The sequence below is a fragment of the Citrobacter sp. U14242 genome, assembly GCF_046555775.1.
GTDB lineage: Bacteria > Pseudomonadota > Gammaproteobacteria > Enterobacterales > Enterobacteriaceae > Citrobacter.
Genome location: NZ_JBKGLW010000004.1, coordinates 185,895 through 204,624, shown reverse-complemented (window position 1 = coordinate 204,624; position 18,730 = coordinate 185,895). Strand labels below are relative to the sequence as shown.

The 18,730-nt window shown below is 52.3% G+C and carries 16 protein-coding genes and 2 tRNA genes; 11 read left to right on the top strand and 7 right to left on the bottom strand.

The genetic code is table 11. The features are described 5' to 3' along the window. Positions 1–69 precede the first annotated feature (69 nt). Positions 70–783, bottom strand: a complete 714-nt coding sequence (locus ACLJXE_RS08065; RefSeq protein WP_410750588.1) for a cache domain-containing protein — start codon at positions 781–783, stop codon at positions 70–72. Positions 784–807: 24 nt separating this feature from the next. Further along, positions 808–1,533 carry a FadR/GntR family transcriptional regulator gene (locus ACLJXE_RS08060; protein ID WP_410750587.1) on the bottom strand — a complete coding sequence of 242 codons (726 nt, stop codon included), beginning with the start codon at positions 1,531–1,533 and terminating at the stop codon, positions 808–810. A gap of 304 nt (positions 1,534–1,837) precedes the next feature. Here ACLJXE_RS08060 and ACLJXE_RS08055 point away from each other — a divergent pair, with 304 nt between their 5' ends. The 4 genes from ACLJXE_RS08055 (at position 1,838) to ACLJXE_RS08040 (ending at position 6,945) form a co-directional block, all read left to right on the top strand. Further along, positions 1,838–3,265: a gamma-aminobutyraldehyde dehydrogenase gene (locus ACLJXE_RS08055; RefSeq protein WP_410750586.1), complete on the top strand. Its 1,428-nt coding sequence runs from the start codon at positions 1,838–1,840 to the stop codon at positions 3,263–3,265. Between the two features lie 11 nt (positions 3,266–3,276). Further along, complete coding sequence (locus tag ACLJXE_RS08050) at positions 3,277–3,750, top strand: ester cyclase (protein ID WP_410750585.1); 474 nt, start codon at positions 3,277–3,279, stop codon at positions 3,748–3,750. 90 nt (positions 3,751–3,840) lie between these two features. Beyond that, positions 3,841–5,733 (top strand): NAD(P)-binding protein, encoded by a 1,893-nt coding sequence (locus tag ACLJXE_RS08045; RefSeq protein ID WP_410750584.1) that lies wholly within the window; start codon positions 3,841–3,843, stop codon positions 5,731–5,733. Positions 5,734–5,736: 3 nt separating this feature from the next. Then, positions 5,737–6,945 (top strand): c-type cytochrome, encoded by a 1,209-nt coding sequence (locus tag ACLJXE_RS08040; protein WP_410750583.1) that lies wholly within the window; start codon positions 5,737–5,739, stop codon positions 6,943–6,945. A gap of 98 nt (positions 6,946–7,043) precedes the next feature. Here the strand turns inward: ACLJXE_RS08040 and ACLJXE_RS08035 are convergent, their stop codons facing one another. Next, the gene (locus ACLJXE_RS08035) at positions 7,044–8,522 is read right to left on the bottom strand and encodes a PLP-dependent aminotransferase family protein (protein WP_286630386.1); all 1,479 of its coding nucleotides are present in this window, start codon (positions 8,520–8,522) and stop codon (positions 7,044–7,046) included. A 105-nt stretch (positions 8,523–8,627) separates the two neighbouring features. Here ACLJXE_RS08035 and puuE point away from each other — a divergent pair, with 105 nt between their 5' ends. From puuE to ACLJXE_RS08005, 6 genes are all read left to right on the top strand, one after another. After that, the gene (puuE, locus tag ACLJXE_RS08030; RefSeq protein ID WP_410750582.1) at positions 8,628–9,890 is read left to right on the top strand and encodes a 4-aminobutyrate transaminase; all 1,263 of its coding nucleotides are present in this window, start codon (positions 8,628–8,630) and stop codon (positions 9,888–9,890) included. A gap of 216 nt (positions 9,891–10,106) precedes the next feature. Then, positions 10,107–12,239, top strand: a complete 2,133-nt coding sequence (locus ACLJXE_RS08025) for a TonB-dependent receptor (RefSeq protein WP_410750581.1) — start codon at positions 10,107–10,109, stop codon at positions 12,237–12,239. A 9-nt stretch (positions 12,240–12,248) separates the two neighbouring features. Next, positions 12,249–13,259 carry an ABC transporter substrate-binding protein gene (locus ACLJXE_RS08020; protein ID WP_410750580.1) on the top strand — a complete coding sequence of 337 codons (1,011 nt, stop codon included), beginning with the start codon at positions 12,249–12,251 and terminating at the stop codon, positions 13,257–13,259. Between the two features lie 164 nt (positions 13,260–13,423). Continuing rightward, the gene (locus ACLJXE_RS08015) at positions 13,424–14,479 is read left to right on the top strand and encodes an ABC transporter substrate-binding protein (protein WP_286630382.1); all 1,056 of its coding nucleotides are present in this window, start codon (positions 13,424–13,426) and stop codon (positions 14,477–14,479) included. Continuing rightward, complete coding sequence (locus tag ACLJXE_RS08010; protein WP_410750579.1) at positions 14,466–15,470, top strand: FecCD family ABC transporter permease; 1,005 nt, start codon at positions 14,466–14,468, stop codon at positions 15,468–15,470. Before ACLJXE_RS08015 ends, ACLJXE_RS08010 begins: the two co-directional genes overlap by 14 nt. Next, on the top strand, positions 15,467–16,219 hold the full coding sequence (locus ACLJXE_RS08005; RefSeq protein ID WP_286630380.1) for an ABC transporter ATP-binding protein: 753 nt from the start codon (positions 15,467–15,469) through the stop codon (positions 16,217–16,219). The genes ACLJXE_RS08010 and ACLJXE_RS08005 overlap by 4 nt, the downstream gene beginning before the upstream one ends. Here ACLJXE_RS08005 and ACLJXE_RS08000 read toward each other — a convergent pair. The 4 genes from ACLJXE_RS08000 to ACLJXE_RS07985 form a co-directional block, all read right to left on the bottom strand. Beyond that, positions 16,188–16,928 (bottom strand): substrate-binding domain-containing protein, encoded by a 741-nt coding sequence (locus ACLJXE_RS08000; protein ID WP_410750578.1) that lies wholly within the window; start codon positions 16,926–16,928, stop codon positions 16,188–16,190. The two genes, ACLJXE_RS08005 and ACLJXE_RS08000, sit on opposite strands and share 32 nt — an antisense overlap. Before the next feature lie 210 nt (positions 16,929–17,138). Then, a tRNA-Val gene (locus tag ACLJXE_RS07995) sits at positions 17,139–17,215 on the bottom strand. A gap of 3 nt (positions 17,216–17,218) precedes the next feature. Next, a tRNA-Val gene (locus tag ACLJXE_RS07990) sits at positions 17,219–17,295 on the bottom strand. A gap of 408 nt (positions 17,296–17,703) precedes the next feature. Continuing rightward, entirely contained in the window at positions 17,704–18,048 is a 345-nt protein-coding gene (locus tag ACLJXE_RS07985) for a DUF1294 domain-containing protein (protein WP_410750577.1), read from the bottom strand. 199 nt (positions 18,049–18,247) lie between these two features. Here ACLJXE_RS07985 and ACLJXE_RS07980 point away from each other — a divergent pair, with 199 nt between their 5' ends. Beyond that, on the top strand, positions 18,248–18,718 hold the full coding sequence (locus ACLJXE_RS07980; protein WP_410750576.1) for a GNAT family N-acetyltransferase: 471 nt from the start codon (positions 18,248–18,250) through the stop codon (positions 18,716–18,718). Positions 18,719–18,730 lie beyond the last annotated feature (12 nt).

Below are 18,730 nucleotides of genomic sequence, written 5' to 3'. Positions count from 1 at the left end.
GCCTTCGGGCCCTTAATTTCGACCGTTTTACGAGCCGGATAAGACGCTGGCATCCTTATCCGGTAACGCTCAGCCTTGGATTGACTCTTTCTGGTAGTGATAAAGGCTAAAGTAGTCGCTTTGATACACCACCGTGCTGTGCGCAGGTGACAATAATTCACCGACACGAAAGCGCGGCCAACTGGAAAAGATAATCCGGTTTTCCAGATTGGTCAGAATGACATAATCAGGGTGAGGGCAGGAGAGCAGTTCGGCTTCTATCTGACTGACCAGCAGATCGACGGCGGCGACGCCGAGAAACTGATCATGATAGTAAACCGGAACCGCTGAGGTTAGGGTGTAGGAGATGTTACAGATATAGTCGACATACGGGCCATGGATATACGCTTCACCTGCCGGAGGCGAATGCTTAAACCACGCAAAGGTTCTGAAATCCAGCCGCTGCTGCGTCGCCTGATCCAAATCCAGATGTGCCTGACTCAATCCATTATCTTTCTTATACCACCATTCCAGCAGCCAATATTCTTTGGTGGTTTCTGTACTCTCAATATGGCTGGCGAAACCTGCGCCTGAACAGTAGTGATTGTTGTTCAGTGTGTTCTTGATGTGTTGCTGAACCGTTGATCTGACTGCGGGGTCAAGGACAACTTCGGCTGAAGCTTTTTGCACACCGGCAATGGCCTCGTGAATGCTCCTCGCCAGCGCAACGGTAGACTCTACGGTAGAGACGGTAATATCATTAATTTTACGGATTAATGCGCTTAAGGATGTCGAAGAGCTCATGGTCTGTCCTGCCTTCACTGATTGTCAGTTCGAGTTATATTTCAGCTTTTTTTCAATAAGGTAATAGGTAAACGTGTCGATGATCTGCGTGGCGTACTGGACTGACCCGGTCTCGTTATGGGCGGCTAGCGCGTCAGCCAGCGCCGAATAAAGCGCAATAATTTCCGCATGAATATTGTCGGCGCGATAGAGTATTGCCACCAGTGATGCCCACTCGGCCTGGACCTGAAGCTCCTGATTGGCCAGCCGTGCCGAATGAGAGCTGGCCGCAATTGCCAGCAAACAACGCATATCGGCCTGAGTCATCAGTTCAGGTGAATCGGCTTTCCTCAGCACGTCTACAAACTCGCGAAATTTGGCAATGTCCGCCCCGGTCATGCGCCTGGAGGCTAACCTGGCGCTGTGGCTGATAATGGCACAATGCATTTCGCCTAAATCCGAAAGGTAATCGGTACTGATCGATTTAAACGGATGCAGGGCGCTATTTTTGCCATCAATATTCTCGCAAACGAAGCTCCCGCCATTACGGCCACGAACCGTATGGATAAGATTATTAGCCCGAAGCGTGTTGAGCGCTTCTCTGATAGTGATATGTGAGACACCCATCATCTTTGCCAAATCGGTTTCATTGGGCAACTGTTCTTTTGGCTCCAGCAACCCGGTAATAATGGCGTTCGAAAGGCGCTGCACTATCTGGTCTGAACGACTGACCTGCCCGATAGGCGCAAATATGACCGCATGAGTAATCATAATCTTTTCTGCACTCAATTCCCTGAAACAACGACCATTCTTAACACATGCCCGCGGGGCACGAAAGGTCAGAATGGCCGCGTTATTTTACATGCCCACGCGCAACATCGCTGCACAGGCGGATGTGTGTCCCGATAACGTCAAAACGCACAGCGCGCTGACGATGAAAAACCTCACCCTGAAAATGTAAAATTTAAGTTAAAAGTGCGAGGTTTATCATAGTGTCAATGTTGCGCATTTGAAAAATTTTTACAATATATATATTACATAAGCTTCTTTATGTATTATTTGACGGGAGACAGGCATGAGAACCCTGAAGCATTTTATCAACGGGCAATATGTAGCGGGTAACACAGAAGACACGTTTGTGCTGGTGAGTCCGGTTGACGGTGAAACGTACGCGTTATCGCCTAATGCTGGTGCGACTGAGGTGGAGCTTGCCTACTCGGCGGCTGCGGCGGCATTTAACATTTGGAAAAAATCGACTCCTGCCCAGCGGCAAAAAGCACTGCTGCAACTGGCAGATGAGATCGAAAAAAATGTTGAACGACTGGTCAACGCGCAAAGCCAGGAAACCGGTCAATTGCGTCATTTTATCGAAAAAGAAGAGATCGCTGCTTCGTGCGATGCGATCCGTTTTTTTGCCGGCGCAGCGCGTTGTCTGGAAGGGAAGGCCGCCGGAGAATATTCCGCCGGGTTCACCTCAACTATTCGTCGTGAGCCGTTAGGCATAGTGGGACAAGTCACACCGTGGAACTACCCGTTTATGATGGCAGTATGGAAGATTGCACCGGCGCTTGCTGCAGGCAATACGGTGGTTTTAAAGCCGAGCGATACCACCCCGGTCAGTACGCTGCTGCTGGCAGAACTGGCCGCGCCGCTGTTTCCGCGAGGGGCGATTAACGTCGTATTGGGCAAGGCCAGTACTGGCTCACTGGTGGTTTCTAACCCGACAGCGTCATTGGTGTCGATTACCGGTTCGGTACGCGCGGGTCTGCAGGTTGCGGCATCAGCAGCAGCTAACCTGACAAAGGCCCATCTTGAACTGGGTGGCAAAGCGCCCGCCGTCGTGTTCGCTGATGCAGATATGGACAAGGCGATTACTGCCATCACTACCGCAGGATTTTTTAATGGCGGACAGGATTGTACTGCCGCCACGCGCATCCTGGTGGAAGATTCTGTTTATGCGACGTTCCTGGAAAAGTTGATCCAAAAAACGAAAAGTATCAAGTTTGGTCCTCCGCAGGATCAGGATGCGTTATATGGCGCTCTGAATAGCAAAAACCAGCTTGAGCAGGTGAAGGGGTTTATTGAGCGTTTACCTGCACATGCGAAAATTGAAACCGGTGGTCATGCGGGGCCAGGGCCAGGTTTCTACTTTGAGCCGACGATAATTTCCGGTCTGCATCAACACGATGAAGCCATTCAACACGAAGTGTTTGGCCCGGTAATGACCATTCAGTCGTTTTCTGGTGATGAAGATGCGTTGCACAAGGCGAATGATGTGGAATATGGCCTGGCCGCGAGCGTCTGGACCTGCAATCACAGTCGCGCACAGCGTTTCAGTATTGATCTCGATTTCGGCACAGTATGGATTAACACTCATATTCCTCTGTGCGCCGAAATGCCGCACGGTGGATTCAAAAAATCCGGCTACGGAAAAGATCTCTCCTCTTATTCGCTCGATGAGTATACCCGGGTGAAACATATCATGTGTGATATTTCCGAATAACAGGTAATACGATGAAAACATTAAAAATAGCAGCACTTTCATTGGTGATGTTCTCAGGGTTCTGCCTGGCAGAAAGCTCACCGCTGAACACGGTAAAAGAGTATATGGCAGCATGGAATGCGCATAATGCACCACTGGCTGCCCAGTACCTGGCGGACGATGCCGTTTATTACGATGCTGCCGCAGGGGAGCCGATAACCGGCCGGGAAAAAGCTGAAAAAGAGGTGATCGGTGCATTTATTAAGGCGGTCCCGGATCTGACCTGGAAAATGGTCGGTAAACCTGTCGCTGATGAAGATACGGTGGCATTTCGTTGGGAATTCTCGGGTAAAAATAGCGGCGAATGGGCGGGAAGCCCGCCGACAAATAATCCGATCAAATTTGAAGGTGTTAGCTATATTCATGTTAAGGCAGGAAAAATCACCTGGCAGGGTGATTATTATGACGCTAAAAAACTGGATGAAGAGCTGAAGCCAGTGAAGTAGTCGGCGGTGTCCTCCTTGTATCTACGAGGGGGAACCTCTCATTTGTAGTGTTTTTTAGGACAATGTGTCAGTGGCAAAAGGACAACGTTAATGGCAATTACCCGACGTGATTTTCTCAACGGCGTGGCGGTGACTATCGCTGCGGGACTGACCCCTTTGGATCTGGTCAGAGCGGCAGGAAAGGGGCACGAATTTATTGATGGAAGTTATTATCCGCCAGCGTTAACGGGGCTACGTGGTAATCATCCGGGGTCGTTTGAAATGGCCCATGCGTTAGGCCGTGAACATAAGCACTTTGATTTAAGCGCTCTGCCCGTTGAGGAAGAGTACGATCTGGTGATTGTGGGCGGTGGTATCAGCGGACTGGCCGCGGGTTGTTTCTGGCATGAGCTGGCCGGGAAAAACAGCAAGGTGCTGATCCTCGATAACCATGATGATTTTGGTGGTCACGCCAAACGCAACGAATTCACCTCCGCAGGCAAAAAACTTATCGGATATGGCGGGAGTGAAGCCTTTCAGTCACCCGCGCATAATTTCAGCCCCGAAGTGAATAAGCTGATGGAAACCGTTGGCGTAAGCGTCACGCGGTTGAAAAAGAGTTTTGACGTTAATTTCTACCCTGACTGGCAGCTTAGTCGCGGCGTCTTCTTCGATAAAAAGAATTTTGGTGAGACGAAAATAGTCAGCGGCGATCCGGGGCGTGCGGTATCCGATGATATTCCGCCGGATCGGCTCAATGGCCGTAATATCGAAGACTTTATCAACGACTTCCCATTAAGTGAGGAAGATCGTAAAGCGCTGACCGATCTGCACGTGCGTCCGGTTGATTATCTTCCCGGGATGACGGTTGATGAGAAAACGGAATGGCTGGATACCCACAGCTATAGTGAGTTTCTTTCCACCAGGGTTGGTTTAAGCAAAATGGCGCTGCTCTATTTTCAGCAGCGTTCCAATGATTTCTTTGCCATCGGTATTGAAGGTATTTCCGGTAGTGATGCTCGTGCGTGCGCATTGCCGGGAATGGAAGCGTTAGGGCTGCCGCCGCTGGACGGTGAATCGCTGGCCGACCTCGAAGAGCCATATGTCTATCATTTCCCTGATGGCAATGCGGGTCTGGCACGGTTGCTGGTCAGACACATGCTGCCGGACGCGCTGCCGGGTAATACCATGGAAGATTCTGTTCTCGCCAGATTGCATTATGAAAAGCTCGATCTGCCGGAAAACGCCACGCGTTTACGCCTGAACAGCACGGTGATAAATGCGGCGAACGTGGAGGGGGGCGTTGCCGTCACGTATCTCCGCGACGGCAAAATGCATCGCGTGCACGGTAAGAACGCCATTATGGCGGGCTATAACATGATGATCCCGTATCTGGTACCGGAAACACCGGAGCAGCAGCAGGCCGATCTCAAACTGAACGTGAAGGCGCCGCTGGTGTACACCAATGTGGTGGTCAAAAACTGGCAAGCGTTTAAGCAACTGGGTGTGCATGAGTTTTATTCACCGGCCGCGCCTTACAGCCGAATCAAGCTCGACTATCCGGTCAGTATCGGCGGATATCAACACCCGGCCTCGCCGGACGAGCCCATGGTGATTCATATGGTCTATGTGCCCACGTACCCCGGCAGTAATCTGTCCGCGAGGGAGCAGTTCCGTTTGGGGCGTGCTTATCTGCTGGGGACCACGTTTGCCGCACATGAAGAGATGATCCGTTCTCAGTTGCAGGAAATGTTTGGTTCAACCGGTTTTGACAACCAGCGGGATATCGCGGCCATTACTGTTAACCGCTGGGCACATGGTTATGCGTATTACGCTAATTCACTGTTCGACGATATGGAAAAAATGCCGGAGATTATTGAGCGGGCGCGTAAACCTATTGGGCGTATTGCCATCGCTAACTCTGATGCTGACTGGAGCGCTTATGCTCATGCTGCGATCGATCAGGCATGGCGCGCGGTTAATGAACTCAAGGATATGGGGTGATCTATGCGTAATGTAACCGTTCTAATCGCCTGCCTGTTTACCGCTTCTGTCTCTGCCGCTGAATCTCACGGTGAGTACATCGCGAGGATCTCAGACTGTGTGGCATGCCATACCGCGGAAGGCGGAGCGGCGATGGCGGGAGGCAAGAAGTTCCCCACGCCGGTTGGTGATATCTATTCGACGAATATTACCCCGGATAAGACTCACGGTATCGGCAACTATTCTTACGACGATTTTGAGAAAGCCGTGCGCCAGGGGATTGCCAAAGATGGTCATCCGCTGTACCCGGCGATGCCTTATCCTTCTTACTCGAAACTGTCCGACGCAGATGTTCAGGCGCTGTATAGCTACTTCATGCATGATGTTAAGCCGTCAGCAGAGCCCAATAAAGAGAACGCTATTCCCTGGCTTATCTCGGCCCGCTGGCCGCTGCATATCTGGAATTGGTTGTTTACCGATGCGGCGACTGCCGCTTTTGAAGACAACAACGCGGATGATACGGCAGCGCGGGTAAAACGGGGTGCTTATCTGGTGGAAGGTCCGGGTCACTGCGGGTCATGCCATACCCCGAGAGGGATGGCGATGAACGAAAAAGCCTATACCAATGCCGATGCTGAGTACCTGAGCGGGGCGATGATCGACGGCTGGTATGCGCCATCGCTGCGGGGAACCGGGATGTCTGAGCAGGAGTTAAAATCATTGCTGCTGACGGGGAAAAGCAAACATGCTGCAGTATCGGGATCGATGTCTGAAGTCGTCAGCCAGAGCACACAGTATCTGACGGACGAAGATGCCACGGCGATTGCACAGTATCTGTTGAGCCTGAAAAGCGCGAAGACGGAACTGGCGCGTACGGCAGGCGCTACGATATCCTGGTCGAATTCGCCGGAGGCGGGTAAAGTGACCTACAACCGCTACTGCTCGACCTGTCATGGTCTGGAAGGGAAAGGGACCGATGATAATGCACCTTCGCTCATTCACAACCCGTTAGTGATGGTAGACGACCCAACGCCGTTGTTCAGGGTGATTGTCCACGGCGCAGAAACACCGACGACACGGGGGAATGTCTCCTTCAAGATGCCAGCCTATGGTGGGTTGCTCAACGACAGCGAAATGCGCGACGTGATCAATTACGTGCGTAAAAGCTGGGGTGAGGGTAATGGTGAAGTAAGCCAGGAAGATCTGTCCGGGATTAAAAAAGCTTCACATTAATTTGTGCAATGCTGCCGGATGGCGCTGCGCTTATCCAGTCTGTGAATTACGCATTTTTGTAGGCCGGATAAGGTGCTTGCACCGCCATCCGGCAGTGCTTACCCGGTGTTTATTCTGATAATACCCGCCAGTCGGGTAAACGCCGCAGCCATCTCATGTTCTTCAATACTGGCAAAGCCCAGCAGCAGACCGCTGCGTTTTTCTTCTTTCACGTAGTACCGCGAAAGTGGGCGAACCAGAAGACCTTGTGCGTTGGCCTGTTGGGCAATGGCGCCATCATCAGTACCCGCAGGTAGCTGTAAAATCAGATGTAGTCCGGCGTTGCTGCTGTAAGGTCCCAGATAATCCTCACCAAGCTGGTTGATGATGAGCTCTACTAACGTATGTCGTCGGCGGCTATATAACTGGCGCATTTTACGGATGTGCGCCGCATAATAACCCTCACGAATAAACTCAGCCAGCGCCGCCTGAATCAGGAGATGCCCACCACGATAGAGATCGTTATGTACCTTCATCAGTGGAGCGGCAAGTGGTTTGGGTATCACAACGTACCCGAGACGCAGTGCCGGATAGAGGGTTTTGCTGAAGGTGCCGATATAGATAACCGGAGTATCTTCTTCCAGTCCCTGCAATGACGGGATGGGTTGGCCGGAAAAACGAAACTCGCTGTCGTAGTCATCTTCCACAATCCAGCTGTGCGTTTCACGTGCCTGATAGAGTAGTTGCCGCCGTCGGCCAAGGCTCATGACTGGGCCAAGCGGATATTGATGTGACGGTGTCACAAAAATAAGTTTCGGCGCCGGTTCGACGCAAGCAGGCGGAACCATGCCTTGTTCATCAACCGGGATGGCCGAAAAGTTGACCGCATTGATGCGCAGAATGTTTTTTATTCCCCAGTAACCGGGTTCTTCAATCCACGTATTATCGCCAGGATTACACAAAGAGCGGGTGACCAGATCCAACGCCTGGTGAATGCCCTCGGTAATCAATATTTGATCTGGCGTACAGCGCACGCCGCGTGCGGTGCGCAGATAGTCCGCCAGCGCGTCTTTCAGTTCAATCAAACCACCAGTGGCGTCGTAGGTGAGAAACTCCGGGCGTAGCCGCCTTGCTAACCGATCCTGAATCTTTTTCAATGTGCGATGCGGGAAAGAATGTACGTCCGGTACACCAGGAATAAAAGCCCCCCACTGGCGGGGGCTGGCGCTGGCATGCCCTAGCAGTTCAAGGCTACGGACGGACAAACTGGCGTGATCTTCACGTGTTACAGGTGAAACCGGAAGTTTATTAGGGGCCCGGCCGAGATTATCCAGCACGCTGTCGGTCACAAATGTACCGCTGCTGGTGCGCGCGGAGATATAGCCTTCGGCCTGTAACTGCTCGTAAACCCGCAGGACAGTATTCCGTGATAACGCCAGCTCACTCGCCAGGTCGCGTGAAGGAGGCATGCGTGTAGCGGGTTTTAGGCTACCTTCAAGGATGCAGCTACAGATGGCGGCATACAGGCGACGATGCAGCTTAACGTCAGTCTGCTGGCTAAATGCATGCTTGATCACATCTCCGGCAAGTGAACGCATTTGGATCCTTAAAATAAAACGATTTGGCTCTCGATTAAAGTACCAGATGGCGTCTAAATTTAAAGGGTAATTCAACCCATTGTGTTTATGGACAAGGTATAGAGAATGAACACTAAAAACCTGCAACAACGTCGTCTGGATGCCACCCCACGTGGCGTGGGTGTGATGTGTGATTTTTATGCCCAGTCGGCTGAAAACAGCACGATTACCGATATTGAAGGCAATCAGTATATTGATTTCGCCGCCGGGATTGCCGTGCTGAACACCGGGCACCGTCATCCGCGTCTGGTGCAGGCCGTTGAAGCGCAACTGCAAGCCTTTACCCATACGGCTTATCAGATTGTTCCCTACGAGAGCTATGTGTCGCTGGCAGAGAAAATCAACGCGGTTGCGCCAATAGACGGCAGGCGTAAAACGACATTCTTTACTACCGGGGCTGAGGCCGTGGAAAATGCGGTTAAAATTGCCCGCGCTCACACCGGTCGCCCTGGCGTTATCGCCTTTGGCGGGGGTTTCCATGGGCGGACATACATGACGATGGCGTTAACCGGTAAAGTGGCGCCATACAAAAAAGGCTTCGGCCCGTTCCCGGGGTCCGTTTACCATGCGCCATATCCTTCTGCGCTGCAGGGGGTTTCAACTGCAGACTCGATTAAAGCGATAGAACGTTTGTTTAAGGCGGATATCGATCCGAGCCAGGTCGCTGCGATTATCTTCGAACCCGTCCAGGGTGAAGGCGGCTTTGTTGTCGCACCAGCGGAGTTTGTCGCGGCAATTCGCCGTATCTGCGATGAGCATGGCATCGTGATGATTGCCGATGAGGTGCAAAGTGGTTTTGCCCGTACCGGGGAACTGTTTGCGATGGATCACTATGCTGATAAAGCAGACCTGATGACCATGGCGAAAAGCCTTGCGGGGGGGATGCCGTTGTCGGGTGTTGTAGGCAAAGCCGATATTATGGATGCACCTGCACCGGGTGGACTGGGTGGTACTTACGCCGGGAACCCGCTATCGATTGCGGCAGCTCATGCGGTACTGGATATTATTCGTGATGAAAAACTGTGCCAGCGTGCGGCAGCGCTTGGCGAGCAACTGCGTGCGGTGCTGACCGATGCGCGTGCAGCGTGTCCTGAACTTGCCGAAGTGCGGGGATTAGGCTCGATGATTGCCGCTGAATTCTGTGATGCAGCCACGGGTGAACCCAGTGCCACCGCCGCACAGCGCGTGCAGAAAAAAGCGCTTGAGCAGGGGCTGCTGCTGTTAACTTGCGGCCAGTATGGTAACGTGATCCGCTTCCTTTACCCACTGACTATCCCGCAGGATCAGTTTGCAAAAGCGTTAGAGATAATCAAAACGTCGATGAAGTAATCTCGTTCAGCACAGATCGTGTGTAAAGCCGACAGTAGCCATTACCGTCGGCTTTTTTGTTGTAACCCATTCACCCACCTCCTCTCGTTATATATTTACATACATATCGATTAGGCCTATTCTATTTATCATACAAATATAATAAACGTGCCCCGCAAGAGAAGGCGCTTGTGTTAGCGACCGCCAGTCTTTCTATCTAACGAATTGAATCAACACATGTTAAATTGCAAAATCACCCCAATTGCCTCCGGGTTGCTGACGTTTTCTTGTCTTGCTACCGTTCTGTCGGCCCATGCTGATGACACCATTACCGTTACCGCCTCTGCGCCTGCTCAATCTTCGTTTCCCGAGCAGGAGCCTGCGGCGGCTGAAAAAAAGGCGACGATCGGTAGCCTGGGGCAGCGAGAGTTAATCGATGTTCCGTGGTCGGTACAAACACTGTCGAAAAAGGTGATTGATCAGCAACAAATCAAAGATGTTAAGGATGTTTATCGCTACATACCGTCCGTTCAGGGAGAGGGTGTGCGACCACAAACCCGTGGCATGCAAGGGAGCGTGGTGCAAAACCATATGATTGATGGGCTGAATGCTGTTTCCACCACCGAATATCCGACAGAACAGTTCCAGAATATAGACGTACTGAGCGGCATCGCGGGTTCACTGTACGGACCAGCCAACCCGGCGGGGATGTTTAATCTGGTCTCGAAACGCCCTCAGGATACGCCTTTGCACCGGGTTACCGTAGGGCAAGGTACAGGGTCAGGAACGCTGGCATCAATGGATTTCAGCGGCCCGATCGACGCGGGAGACAGAGTGAAGTACCGCCTCAACCTGATGAATGATGAAGGACACAGTTACACCACCGATAGTCATGTTCGTCGGCAGTACGCGGGATTGGGCCTGGATTTTCAGCTGACCGATCAAACCGTTCTGGAGAGTAATTTCAGCTATTACCATTATTATGAAAAAGGCATGCCGGGCAGCTTTGCGCTGGCAAAAGGCGTGCAGTTTCCTTCGGCATTCGATCCGACTAACAGTAAGTATGGTCAGTCGTATGCCGGCCATGATGATGAAACGACCACCGCGGACATGCACATCAAGCATGATTTTGACGGAAACTGGATGCTGGATCTGGGGGCCTTGCACCAGGTTGCTGACCGTGAATCGACGGCGGTAACCAATACCCTGACGGATAATCGGGGTAACTACACCACCACGACCTCTAATTCAGCGGCCAGTCGCTTTACGATCAACAGCTATTTAGCGAACCTGACCGGCAGCATAGATTCCGGCTGGCTGACGCAGGATATCGCGACTGGAATGCGTGGATTTGTATGGAAAAACTATAACCCGAGAAATGGGGGAACCTTTACGCTGGGGCATTCTTCACTTGATCAACATCCCGACTATCCGCGCCCGCCTTATCCTGACTTTAATAATCGCTATCATTCGGCGACCACTACGCAGCATGCATTTCTGTTAAGCGATACGCTGCATTTCACTCCGCAATGGAGTTTGTTGCTGTCTGGTAGCGAAAACCTGTTTACCGTCAGCAACTATAACAAATCCGGTCATGAAACCAGTCGCCAAAAGGATAACGGCATGAGCGGCTCCGCCAGCCTGATGTATAAACCGGTTGAGAACATCACGCTGTATACCACCTGGGCTGACAGTTTGCAGCAGGGGGATACCGCACCGGCCGGGGCCAGCAACGCAGGACACGTACTGGATCCGTATCGCAGCCATCAGGTGGAGGTGGGGGCAAAATATGCGCCTGTCAAAGATCTACTGCTCACTGCGGCGCTATTTGAAGCAAAACGTCCCTTTGCTTATACCAACGACAACGGTGAATTTGCTCAGGACGGTACGCAGAAAAACCGTGGGCTGGAACTGATGGCTGATGGGCATATCACGGAAAATTTACGGGTGTTAGGAGGCGCTGCCTGGTTGGATCCCATGCTGCACAATACTGCCGCCAGTAATGCAGATGGTAAGCAGGTTGTCGGCTTGCCACGCTTTACCTCGAATGTGCTGGCAGTCTATAGCATTAAACAGGTTCAGGGACTGGATGTGGATGCCAACGTGCATTACGTCGGACGTCGGGCTACCGATAACGCGAATGATACCTGGGTAAGCAGTTATACCACGGTGGATATTGGTAGCCGTTATGCCACCAGACTGTGGAACACGCCCACGACTTTCCGGTTTGATATCACCAACCTGACTGACCGCCGCTACTGGACCAATATTGTCCCGGGCGCATTGACGGGTTATACGGGGGCCGGGGCGGCCAGTGCGCAACTTGGTGCACCACGTCAGGCACAGATTTCTGTTCAGGTTGATTTTTAAGGATTGCTGATGAAAACGTGCCACACATGGTTGTTCTGTGTGTGGCTGGCGTTTCCCGCCCTGGCCACGCGTCAGGTTGTGGATGATGCCGGTCACACTGTCACCGTCCCCACACAGGTTCAACGTATTGCGGATAGCTGGTTTGCCCATCACTCGGTGCTGATGACGCTGGGTGCGGGACGTCAGATTGTCGCAACTGTCAACCATCCACAGAGCCAGCCGTGGATGTTCAAAATAAACCCATCGCTTAATCAGGCCTTACAAATTCGCGGGGCATCATTTAATAGCGAGGCCCTGCTGGCTCTGCATACCGACGTTCTGTTTGTCGCAAAGGGCAAGGGGGAGGCGCAGAGCTATAACCAGGCGGGTATCCCGACGCTGGAAATGGCATTTACTGATTATCCTTCGATGGAAAAGTCAGTCACGACCACGGCGGAAGTGTTGGGCACGGACCAGGCTCGCGCCAGGGCGGTGGCATATAATCAATTTTTAACCCGCACTATTGCGGATGTTCGCGCTAAAACGGCGACGTTAGCGGAAAATCAGCGCCCCCGGGTTCTGCACATTCAGTCGCTGAACCCACTGAAAGTCGACGGTAGAAACACGCTGATTGATACCTGGATTGCGCTCTCGGGTGGGCGGAACGTCGCCGGGGAAGTGGACGGTAACATGAAAGAAGTCTCACCTGAGCGGGTACTGTATTGGCAGCCGGAGGTGATTATTCTCGGGGCGGGATGTGGCGATATTGCCAGTTCACCTTACGCTGCGTTGTTCAAAGAACTTAACGCGGTGAAACAGGGCAAAGTCTGGCGCAATCCGGCAGGGGTCTTCCCCTGGGATCGCTACGGAACCGAAAGCGCGTTGCAGTTGCTGTGGGCCGCGTCAAAGCTACATCCAGCACGGTTTGGCGGTCTGGATATGGTTAATGTAACCCGCGATTTTTACCGCCAGTTTTTTGATTATTCGCTTAGCGAGGCGCAGGCGACGCGGATTTTAGCAGGGCTACCTCCACAGGGGTAAAGCGGCAAGCGCTGACGGGCAAATGCAGGTCAGTTCAGGGCTACACGCTGTATTTGCCGTGATGAATCGCGTGGCTGTATACCCTGTCTGGCGATAATGGGTTGCCAGTCATCACGTTATATAATTTAATGCATATCGATTTTTTCCCCGTTCAGATGGTATCTATGTTAACTCTTCGCTCTTTTGTGCTGGTTTGCGCCAGCATGTTTTTTGCCTTTTCCGCACAGGCGGATCGCACTATCACCGATCAGCTTGGGCGTCAGGTTACGATCCCTGACCATGTCGATAAGGTGGTAGTGCTGCAACACCAGACGCTGAATATTCTGGTGCAACTGGATGCTGCGCAGGATATCGTCGGCGTGATGTCGAGCTGGAAAAAACAACTTGGGCCTGAGTTTGCCCGGTTTATGCCGACAATCACTACGCTGCCTACGCCTGGCGATCTCACCAGCGTGAATATTGAAAGTCTGCTGGCGATTCATCCGCAGGTTGTGTTTGTCGCCAACTATGCGCCCGCCGAGATGATCCAGCAGATTCAGAATGCCGGTATCCCGGTGGTGGCAATCTCGTTACGTCAGGATCTTGCCGGGCAACAGAATAAAATGAACCCGACGATGGCTGATGAAGAGCGGGTTTACAACGAAGGTTTAAAGCAGGGGATCCGCCTGATTGCGGATGTGATAGGGCGTAAAACGCAGGCGGAAACGCTGATCAATTACGTCTTTACGGCGCGAGCAAAATTCAATGCACCCGTTGCAGCCATACCGGAAGCGCAAAAGGTTCGCATTTATATGGCGAACCCTGACCTTATGACCTACGGTTCCGGGAAATACACAGGCCTGATGATGCAACATGCGGGTGGGTTAAATGTGGCGGCGGCCAGCGTGAAAGGTGCACGTCAGGTGGCGCTTGAGCAGGTGCTGGCGTGGAACCCGCAGGTGATTTTTGTTCAGGACCGATATCCGCAGGTGGTCACGGAGATCCAAAACGATCCTAACTGGCAGGGCATTGATGCGGTGAAAAATCATCGTGTGTGGCTGATGCCTGAATATGCCAAAGCCTGGGGCTATCCAATGCCGGAAGCTTTGGCAATAGGTGAGCTGTGGATGGCCAAAAAACTTTACCCGGATGCTTATAAAAATGTCGACGTGGATGCGCAGGCGCAGGATTACTATCAACGTTTTTATCGTGTGAACTGGCAGTCTGATGCTGTTAAGTAAACGGGGTTTCCCCCTGCAATTATTACTGATAGCAGGGGTGTTGGTGCTGGGGGTCAGTTCGCTGTGCCTTGGACAATATCCGCTGTCGCTACGTGAAGTGTTTTATCAACTCACCCATTTTGGCGATGCGCAGGGTATTGCCAGTCAGGTGATATGGACGGTCAGACTACCGCGTATTCTGATGGCGTTGCTGGCGGGCGGGGCGCTGGGGTTGTGCGGCGCTACCTTGCAAGGGGTGTTTCACAACCCATTGGTCGACCCGCACATCATAGGCGTAACCTCGGGGGCAGCCTTCGGCGGGACGCTGGCCATTCTGCTGGGTCTTGAGCCGTGGCTGATGATGGGGTCAACCTTCTTCTTCGGTCTGGCGGCACTCATTCTGGTGTATGCCATTGCGGCCTTACAAGGGCTGGAAAATACGCTGGTGCTGATCTTGTCTGGCATTATTTTAAGTGGTTTTTTTGCTGCGTTGGTGAGCCTGATTCAATACCAGGCCGATACGGAAGAAACCTTGCCGAACATCGTATTCTGGCTGCTGGGCAGTTTTGCAACGGCTAACTGGCATAAAGTCCTGCTGCTGGCGATCCCGGTATCCATTGCAGCGACGATGTTGTACCAGTTGCGCTGGCGGATAAATCTGTTATCGCTCAATGATAAAGATGCGAAATCGCTGGGCGTGGCGGTGGTCCCGCTGCGGCGTAGTGTGCTGGTGTGCTGCGCATTTTTAGTTGCCGCTCAGGTGGCGGTCAGTGGCAGCATTGCCTGGGTTGGGCTGGTTATTCCCCATCTTGCGCGGCTGCTGGTGGGTGTTGATCATCGTCGCTTGCTCCCGTGTGCTTTTTGGATGGGGGGCGGTTTTATGATTGCGGTCGATGATATCGCCCGCACCCTGATGCATGCGGAAATACCGCTGGGGATCATCACCGCGTTGCTCGGCGCACCGCTGTTTGCCTTCTTGCTCATTCGTACCAGCCGTCGGGGGAAACAATGACATCTGTTGCGCTCAGCGTGAATCAGCTTAGGTATGGCTATCGCTCTCCACTGTTTGACCCCCTCACTTTTCAGTGTGAGAAAGGCCAAATCTGGGCGGTGCTTGGGCGAAACGGTCTGGGCAAGAGCACTCTGCTGGATACGCTAACTGGCACGCGACCCGCACTGGGCGGGAGTATTGACGTTCATGGGGGGATAGGCATTGTGGCCCAGCATTGCCATCTGCCGTTTCCCTATACGGTGAGCGATGTGGTGTTGATGGGGCGGGCGCAGCACGTAAAATTGTTTGCTCAGCCCGGCCGTCAGGATCAACGACGGGCGGAGCAGGCGCTGGAACAGCTAAACATTGCGCATCTCGCTGCTCTATCGTTTAGCTCTCTTTCTGGCGGTCAGCAGCAACTGGTGATGATTGCCCGCGCTCTGGTTACGGAATGCCAGACGCTGTTGCTTGATGAGCCATGTTCAGCGCTGGATCTTGCCAATCAGCAGGTCGTGCTGCAGCTCATCAGCGATTTGGCACACCGACAGGGCTGTAGCGTGCTTTTCTCGACGCACGATCCGTTGCACGCCTTACAGATTGCAACGCATACGCTGCTGCTGCTTCCTGAGGGAAAATGGCTGGCAGGGCCGACGGACGGTGTTGTGACAGAAGACAATCTGTTCCAGGCCTATGGCCTGCCATTGCGAAAATTCAGTGTGGAAAACTATCAGACTCCGTTTATTGCGCCGCTGTTTGCGATCCGCCGCTAGCGGGCAAGAATCCGGCGGCGGTCAGGAACGCCTGACCGCCGTGGGCGAGCATAAATGTAACCAGTCTCATCACCTCTTCGGAAGCATCGAGCACCGCGAGTTGGTATTCACACAAGATGTTCTGTTCACCAGGAATAGCAACGTAGCGAACATCGGACGGTGAAGCGGGTGCTTTTGCATAATGCGCATAACCAATAAACAGATCGGCCAACCCCTGGCGAAGAAGCCAACTGCTTGCCAATTCGCCAGGCGGGATGTTGAGCGTATCGCGGCCGCCAACCAGTGGCAGGGCGCGTGCACGGAGCTGTCGTCCAAGACCCGGTTCCAGTGCATCCATGTTGTCGAAAAATGCCCAGGTATAATCACCGGAAGGGTCGCAGCCCGGTGTTGATGTGCCAATACGCAGCGCTGGGTCGCGTAGTAAATCCAGCCATTCACCGCGCCGGTTGGTGGCCAGAACCAGTTGATTCCAGCACAGTGTATGCGTGGAAACGGCCTGGTGTGTGTCCAGTAGCCGTTGCGGATGTGCCCGATTTGCACTGGCGAACAGTGCGCACGGTTCCCCGCCTTCGATACGCTCGCGTAGCAACCCTGCCGGGCCATAGCCAACGTTGACCTCAATGCCGCTAAGGCGGGTGAACTGATTGAGCAATGGGGTAAATGCCAGTCGTAAACTTCCCGCAGCAAGGAGGGGGATTGAAGAGGGCATGAAATCTGATCTCTGGGCTATAGAGGTTATGCGAAGATGATGAATGATACGCTCTGCACAAGGGATTTTGAAGGCATCTGGTGACGCCACAGATTGTGGTGTTTTCGGTACGAAAGTATCTTGCTTGCCTGCAAAAAGAATAAGGTGACTTTCAGGAGTGTGTTTGAGAATTTTCGAAGTAGATAAGCACCAAATCAAAAGGATATGATTTGGTGCGTCCGAGTGGACTCGAACCACCGACCCCCACCATGTCAAGGTGGTGCTCTAACCAACTGAGCTACGGACGCAAATGGTGCGTTCAATTGGACTCGAACCAACGACCCCCACCATGTCAAGGTGGTGCTCTAACCAACTGAGCTATGAACGCAACGTTGTAGGTGACAACGGGGACGAATATTAGCGGCACAGGCCGAATGAGGCAAGAGGGAATTAGCATTTTTCTGCATGTTTTCACGCGATTGCAGAGTAATTAAGCAAGTTGATTATATTTTGTTGATTTTGCAGCGTGTTTTTCGTGCAAAGGGCGTGACAGGACGCATGTGGGGGGGAGTCAAAACACGGAAGCACAGTGCTGCGACTCCCGACGTTATCCCTGTGCTGACTCCTTACTCTGTGTTCGATCGGATGAAATAACAATGGCTATGCCAGCCAGAACGATCAGTGTGCATACCCGAATTCTCAAATCAGGTAATTCGCCAGGAAATAGTACCCCACCTACCGCAGCAATACAGGGCACGCTCAACTGCAAAGTGCTGGCGCTATCCCTCAGTGATGTTCAGGAAAGTGAGAATGGAAAGAAATGATAAACGGCCACCATCGCGGAGGTACTTAATATCACACTGATGATGAAGTAAGTTTTAAAGGGCTGCTTTTGTGTTTTATGGCGAAAGAGTTGTTGGCCGACAATGGCGCCAGCCCATCCGCCCACAACGCCAAATACCAGCAACGTAGATTCTGGTACTCTGCGCCAGGCCTTACGCGCTGCTATTTTATCCACGCCGTAAATAGTTAGCGTCAATATGTTGGCGAGCAGGCCCCATATCAGCAACGGATGTGGGGCAAAAAGGCTGCTGACTGCAGCGAAGACCAGTAGCAAATAACAACAACGATTGAGATTCATATCATTAACCACAGCCAGAACTGAGAGACGATCATCTTAACCCAGAACCGATACCCAAAACTGGATATGAGATGATCAGAAGCCAGGATTATCCAGACTTCGATGCAGATAATGTCGGGATCGCCTGGTCAGTCTATAAAATAGAACGTTATGAAAAGTAATGATATCGTTCTACACACCACGCTCATAACGAGGTTTTATGAAAATCAGAAGGTTCAGAAATGGAGATGAAATTTCGTTATTCAGCGTGTTTTTATCTTCTGTACATACCCTCGCATCCCACTACTACACACATGAACAAATAGAAGCATGGGCCCCATCAGATATTGACCCGGAACAGTGGGCCAACCGCATGAAGGCACTGCGTCCCTTTGTTGTTGAAGTGGATGGTGAAATCGCGGGATATGCGGATGTTCAGCCAAATGGGTACATTGACCATTTCTTTGTCTCGGGAGCCTACCCGGGACAGGGTACAGGAACGCTACTGATGAACCGCATTCATGAAGAAGCCAGACAACGTGGAATAGGTGAACTTACTTCAAATGTCAGTATGGCTGCAGAAGCGTTCTTTCTACGACACGGCTTTCATATCGTGGAACGAGGTTTCCCTGTCTGCCGTGGCGTGACACTACAAAATGCACTGATGCGGAAATATTTGGCGAAACAATAGAACACTGGCTGC

Coding starts and splice junctions, on each gene's coding strand:
- ACLJXE_RS07985 (WP_410750577.1), bottom strand. CDS start 18,048: ATGAATCTCAATCGTTGTTGTTATTTGCTACTGGTCTTCGCTGCAGTC.
- ACLJXE_RS08015 (WP_286630382.1), top strand. CDS start 13,424: ATGTTAACTCTTCGCTCTTTTGTGCTGGTTTGCGCCAGCATGTTTTTT.
- ACLJXE_RS07980 (WP_410750576.1), top strand. CDS start 18,248: ATGAAAATCAGAAGGTTCAGAAATGGAGATGAAATTTCGTTATTCAGC.
- ACLJXE_RS08005 (WP_286630380.1), top strand. CDS start 15,467: ATGACATCTGTTGCGCTCAGCGTGAATCAGCTTAGGTATGGCTATCGC.
- ACLJXE_RS08020 (WP_410750580.1), top strand. CDS start 12,249: ATGAAAACGTGCCACACATGGTTGTTCTGTGTGTGGCTGGCGTTTCCC.
- ACLJXE_RS08065 (WP_410750588.1), bottom strand. CDS start 783: ATGAGCTCTTCGACATCCTTAAGCGCATTAATCCGTAAAATTAATGAT.
- ACLJXE_RS08035 (WP_286630386.1), bottom strand. CDS start 8,522: ATGCGTTCACTTGCCGGAGATGTGATCAAGCATGCATTTAGCCAGCAG.
- ACLJXE_RS08025 (WP_410750581.1), top strand. CDS start 10,107: ATGTTAAATTGCAAAATCACCCCAATTGCCTCCGGGTTGCTGACGTTT.
- ACLJXE_RS08045 (WP_410750584.1), top strand. CDS start 3,841: ATGGCAATTACCCGACGTGATTTTCTCAACGGCGTGGCGGTGACTATC.
- ACLJXE_RS08055 (WP_410750586.1), top strand. CDS start 1,838: ATGAGAACCCTGAAGCATTTTATCAACGGGCAATATGTAGCGGGTAAC.
- ACLJXE_RS08050 (WP_410750585.1), top strand. CDS start 3,277: ATGAAAACATTAAAAATAGCAGCACTTTCATTGGTGATGTTCTCAGGG.
- ACLJXE_RS08040 (WP_410750583.1), top strand. CDS start 5,737: ATGCGTAATGTAACCGTTCTAATCGCCTGCCTGTTTACCGCTTCTGTC.
- ACLJXE_RS08010 (WP_410750579.1), top strand. CDS start 14,466: ATGCTGTTAAGTAAACGGGGTTTCCCCCTGCAATTATTACTGATAGCA.
- puuE (WP_410750582.1), top strand. CDS start 8,628: ATGAACACTAAAAACCTGCAACAACGTCGTCTGGATGCCACCCCACGT.
- ACLJXE_RS08000 (WP_410750578.1), bottom strand. CDS start 16,928: ATGCCCTCTTCAATCCCCCTCCTTGCTGCGGGAAGTTTACGACTGGCA.
- ACLJXE_RS08060 (WP_410750587.1), bottom strand. CDS start 1,533: ATGATTACTCATGCGGTCATATTTGCGCCTATCGGGCAGGTCAGTCGT.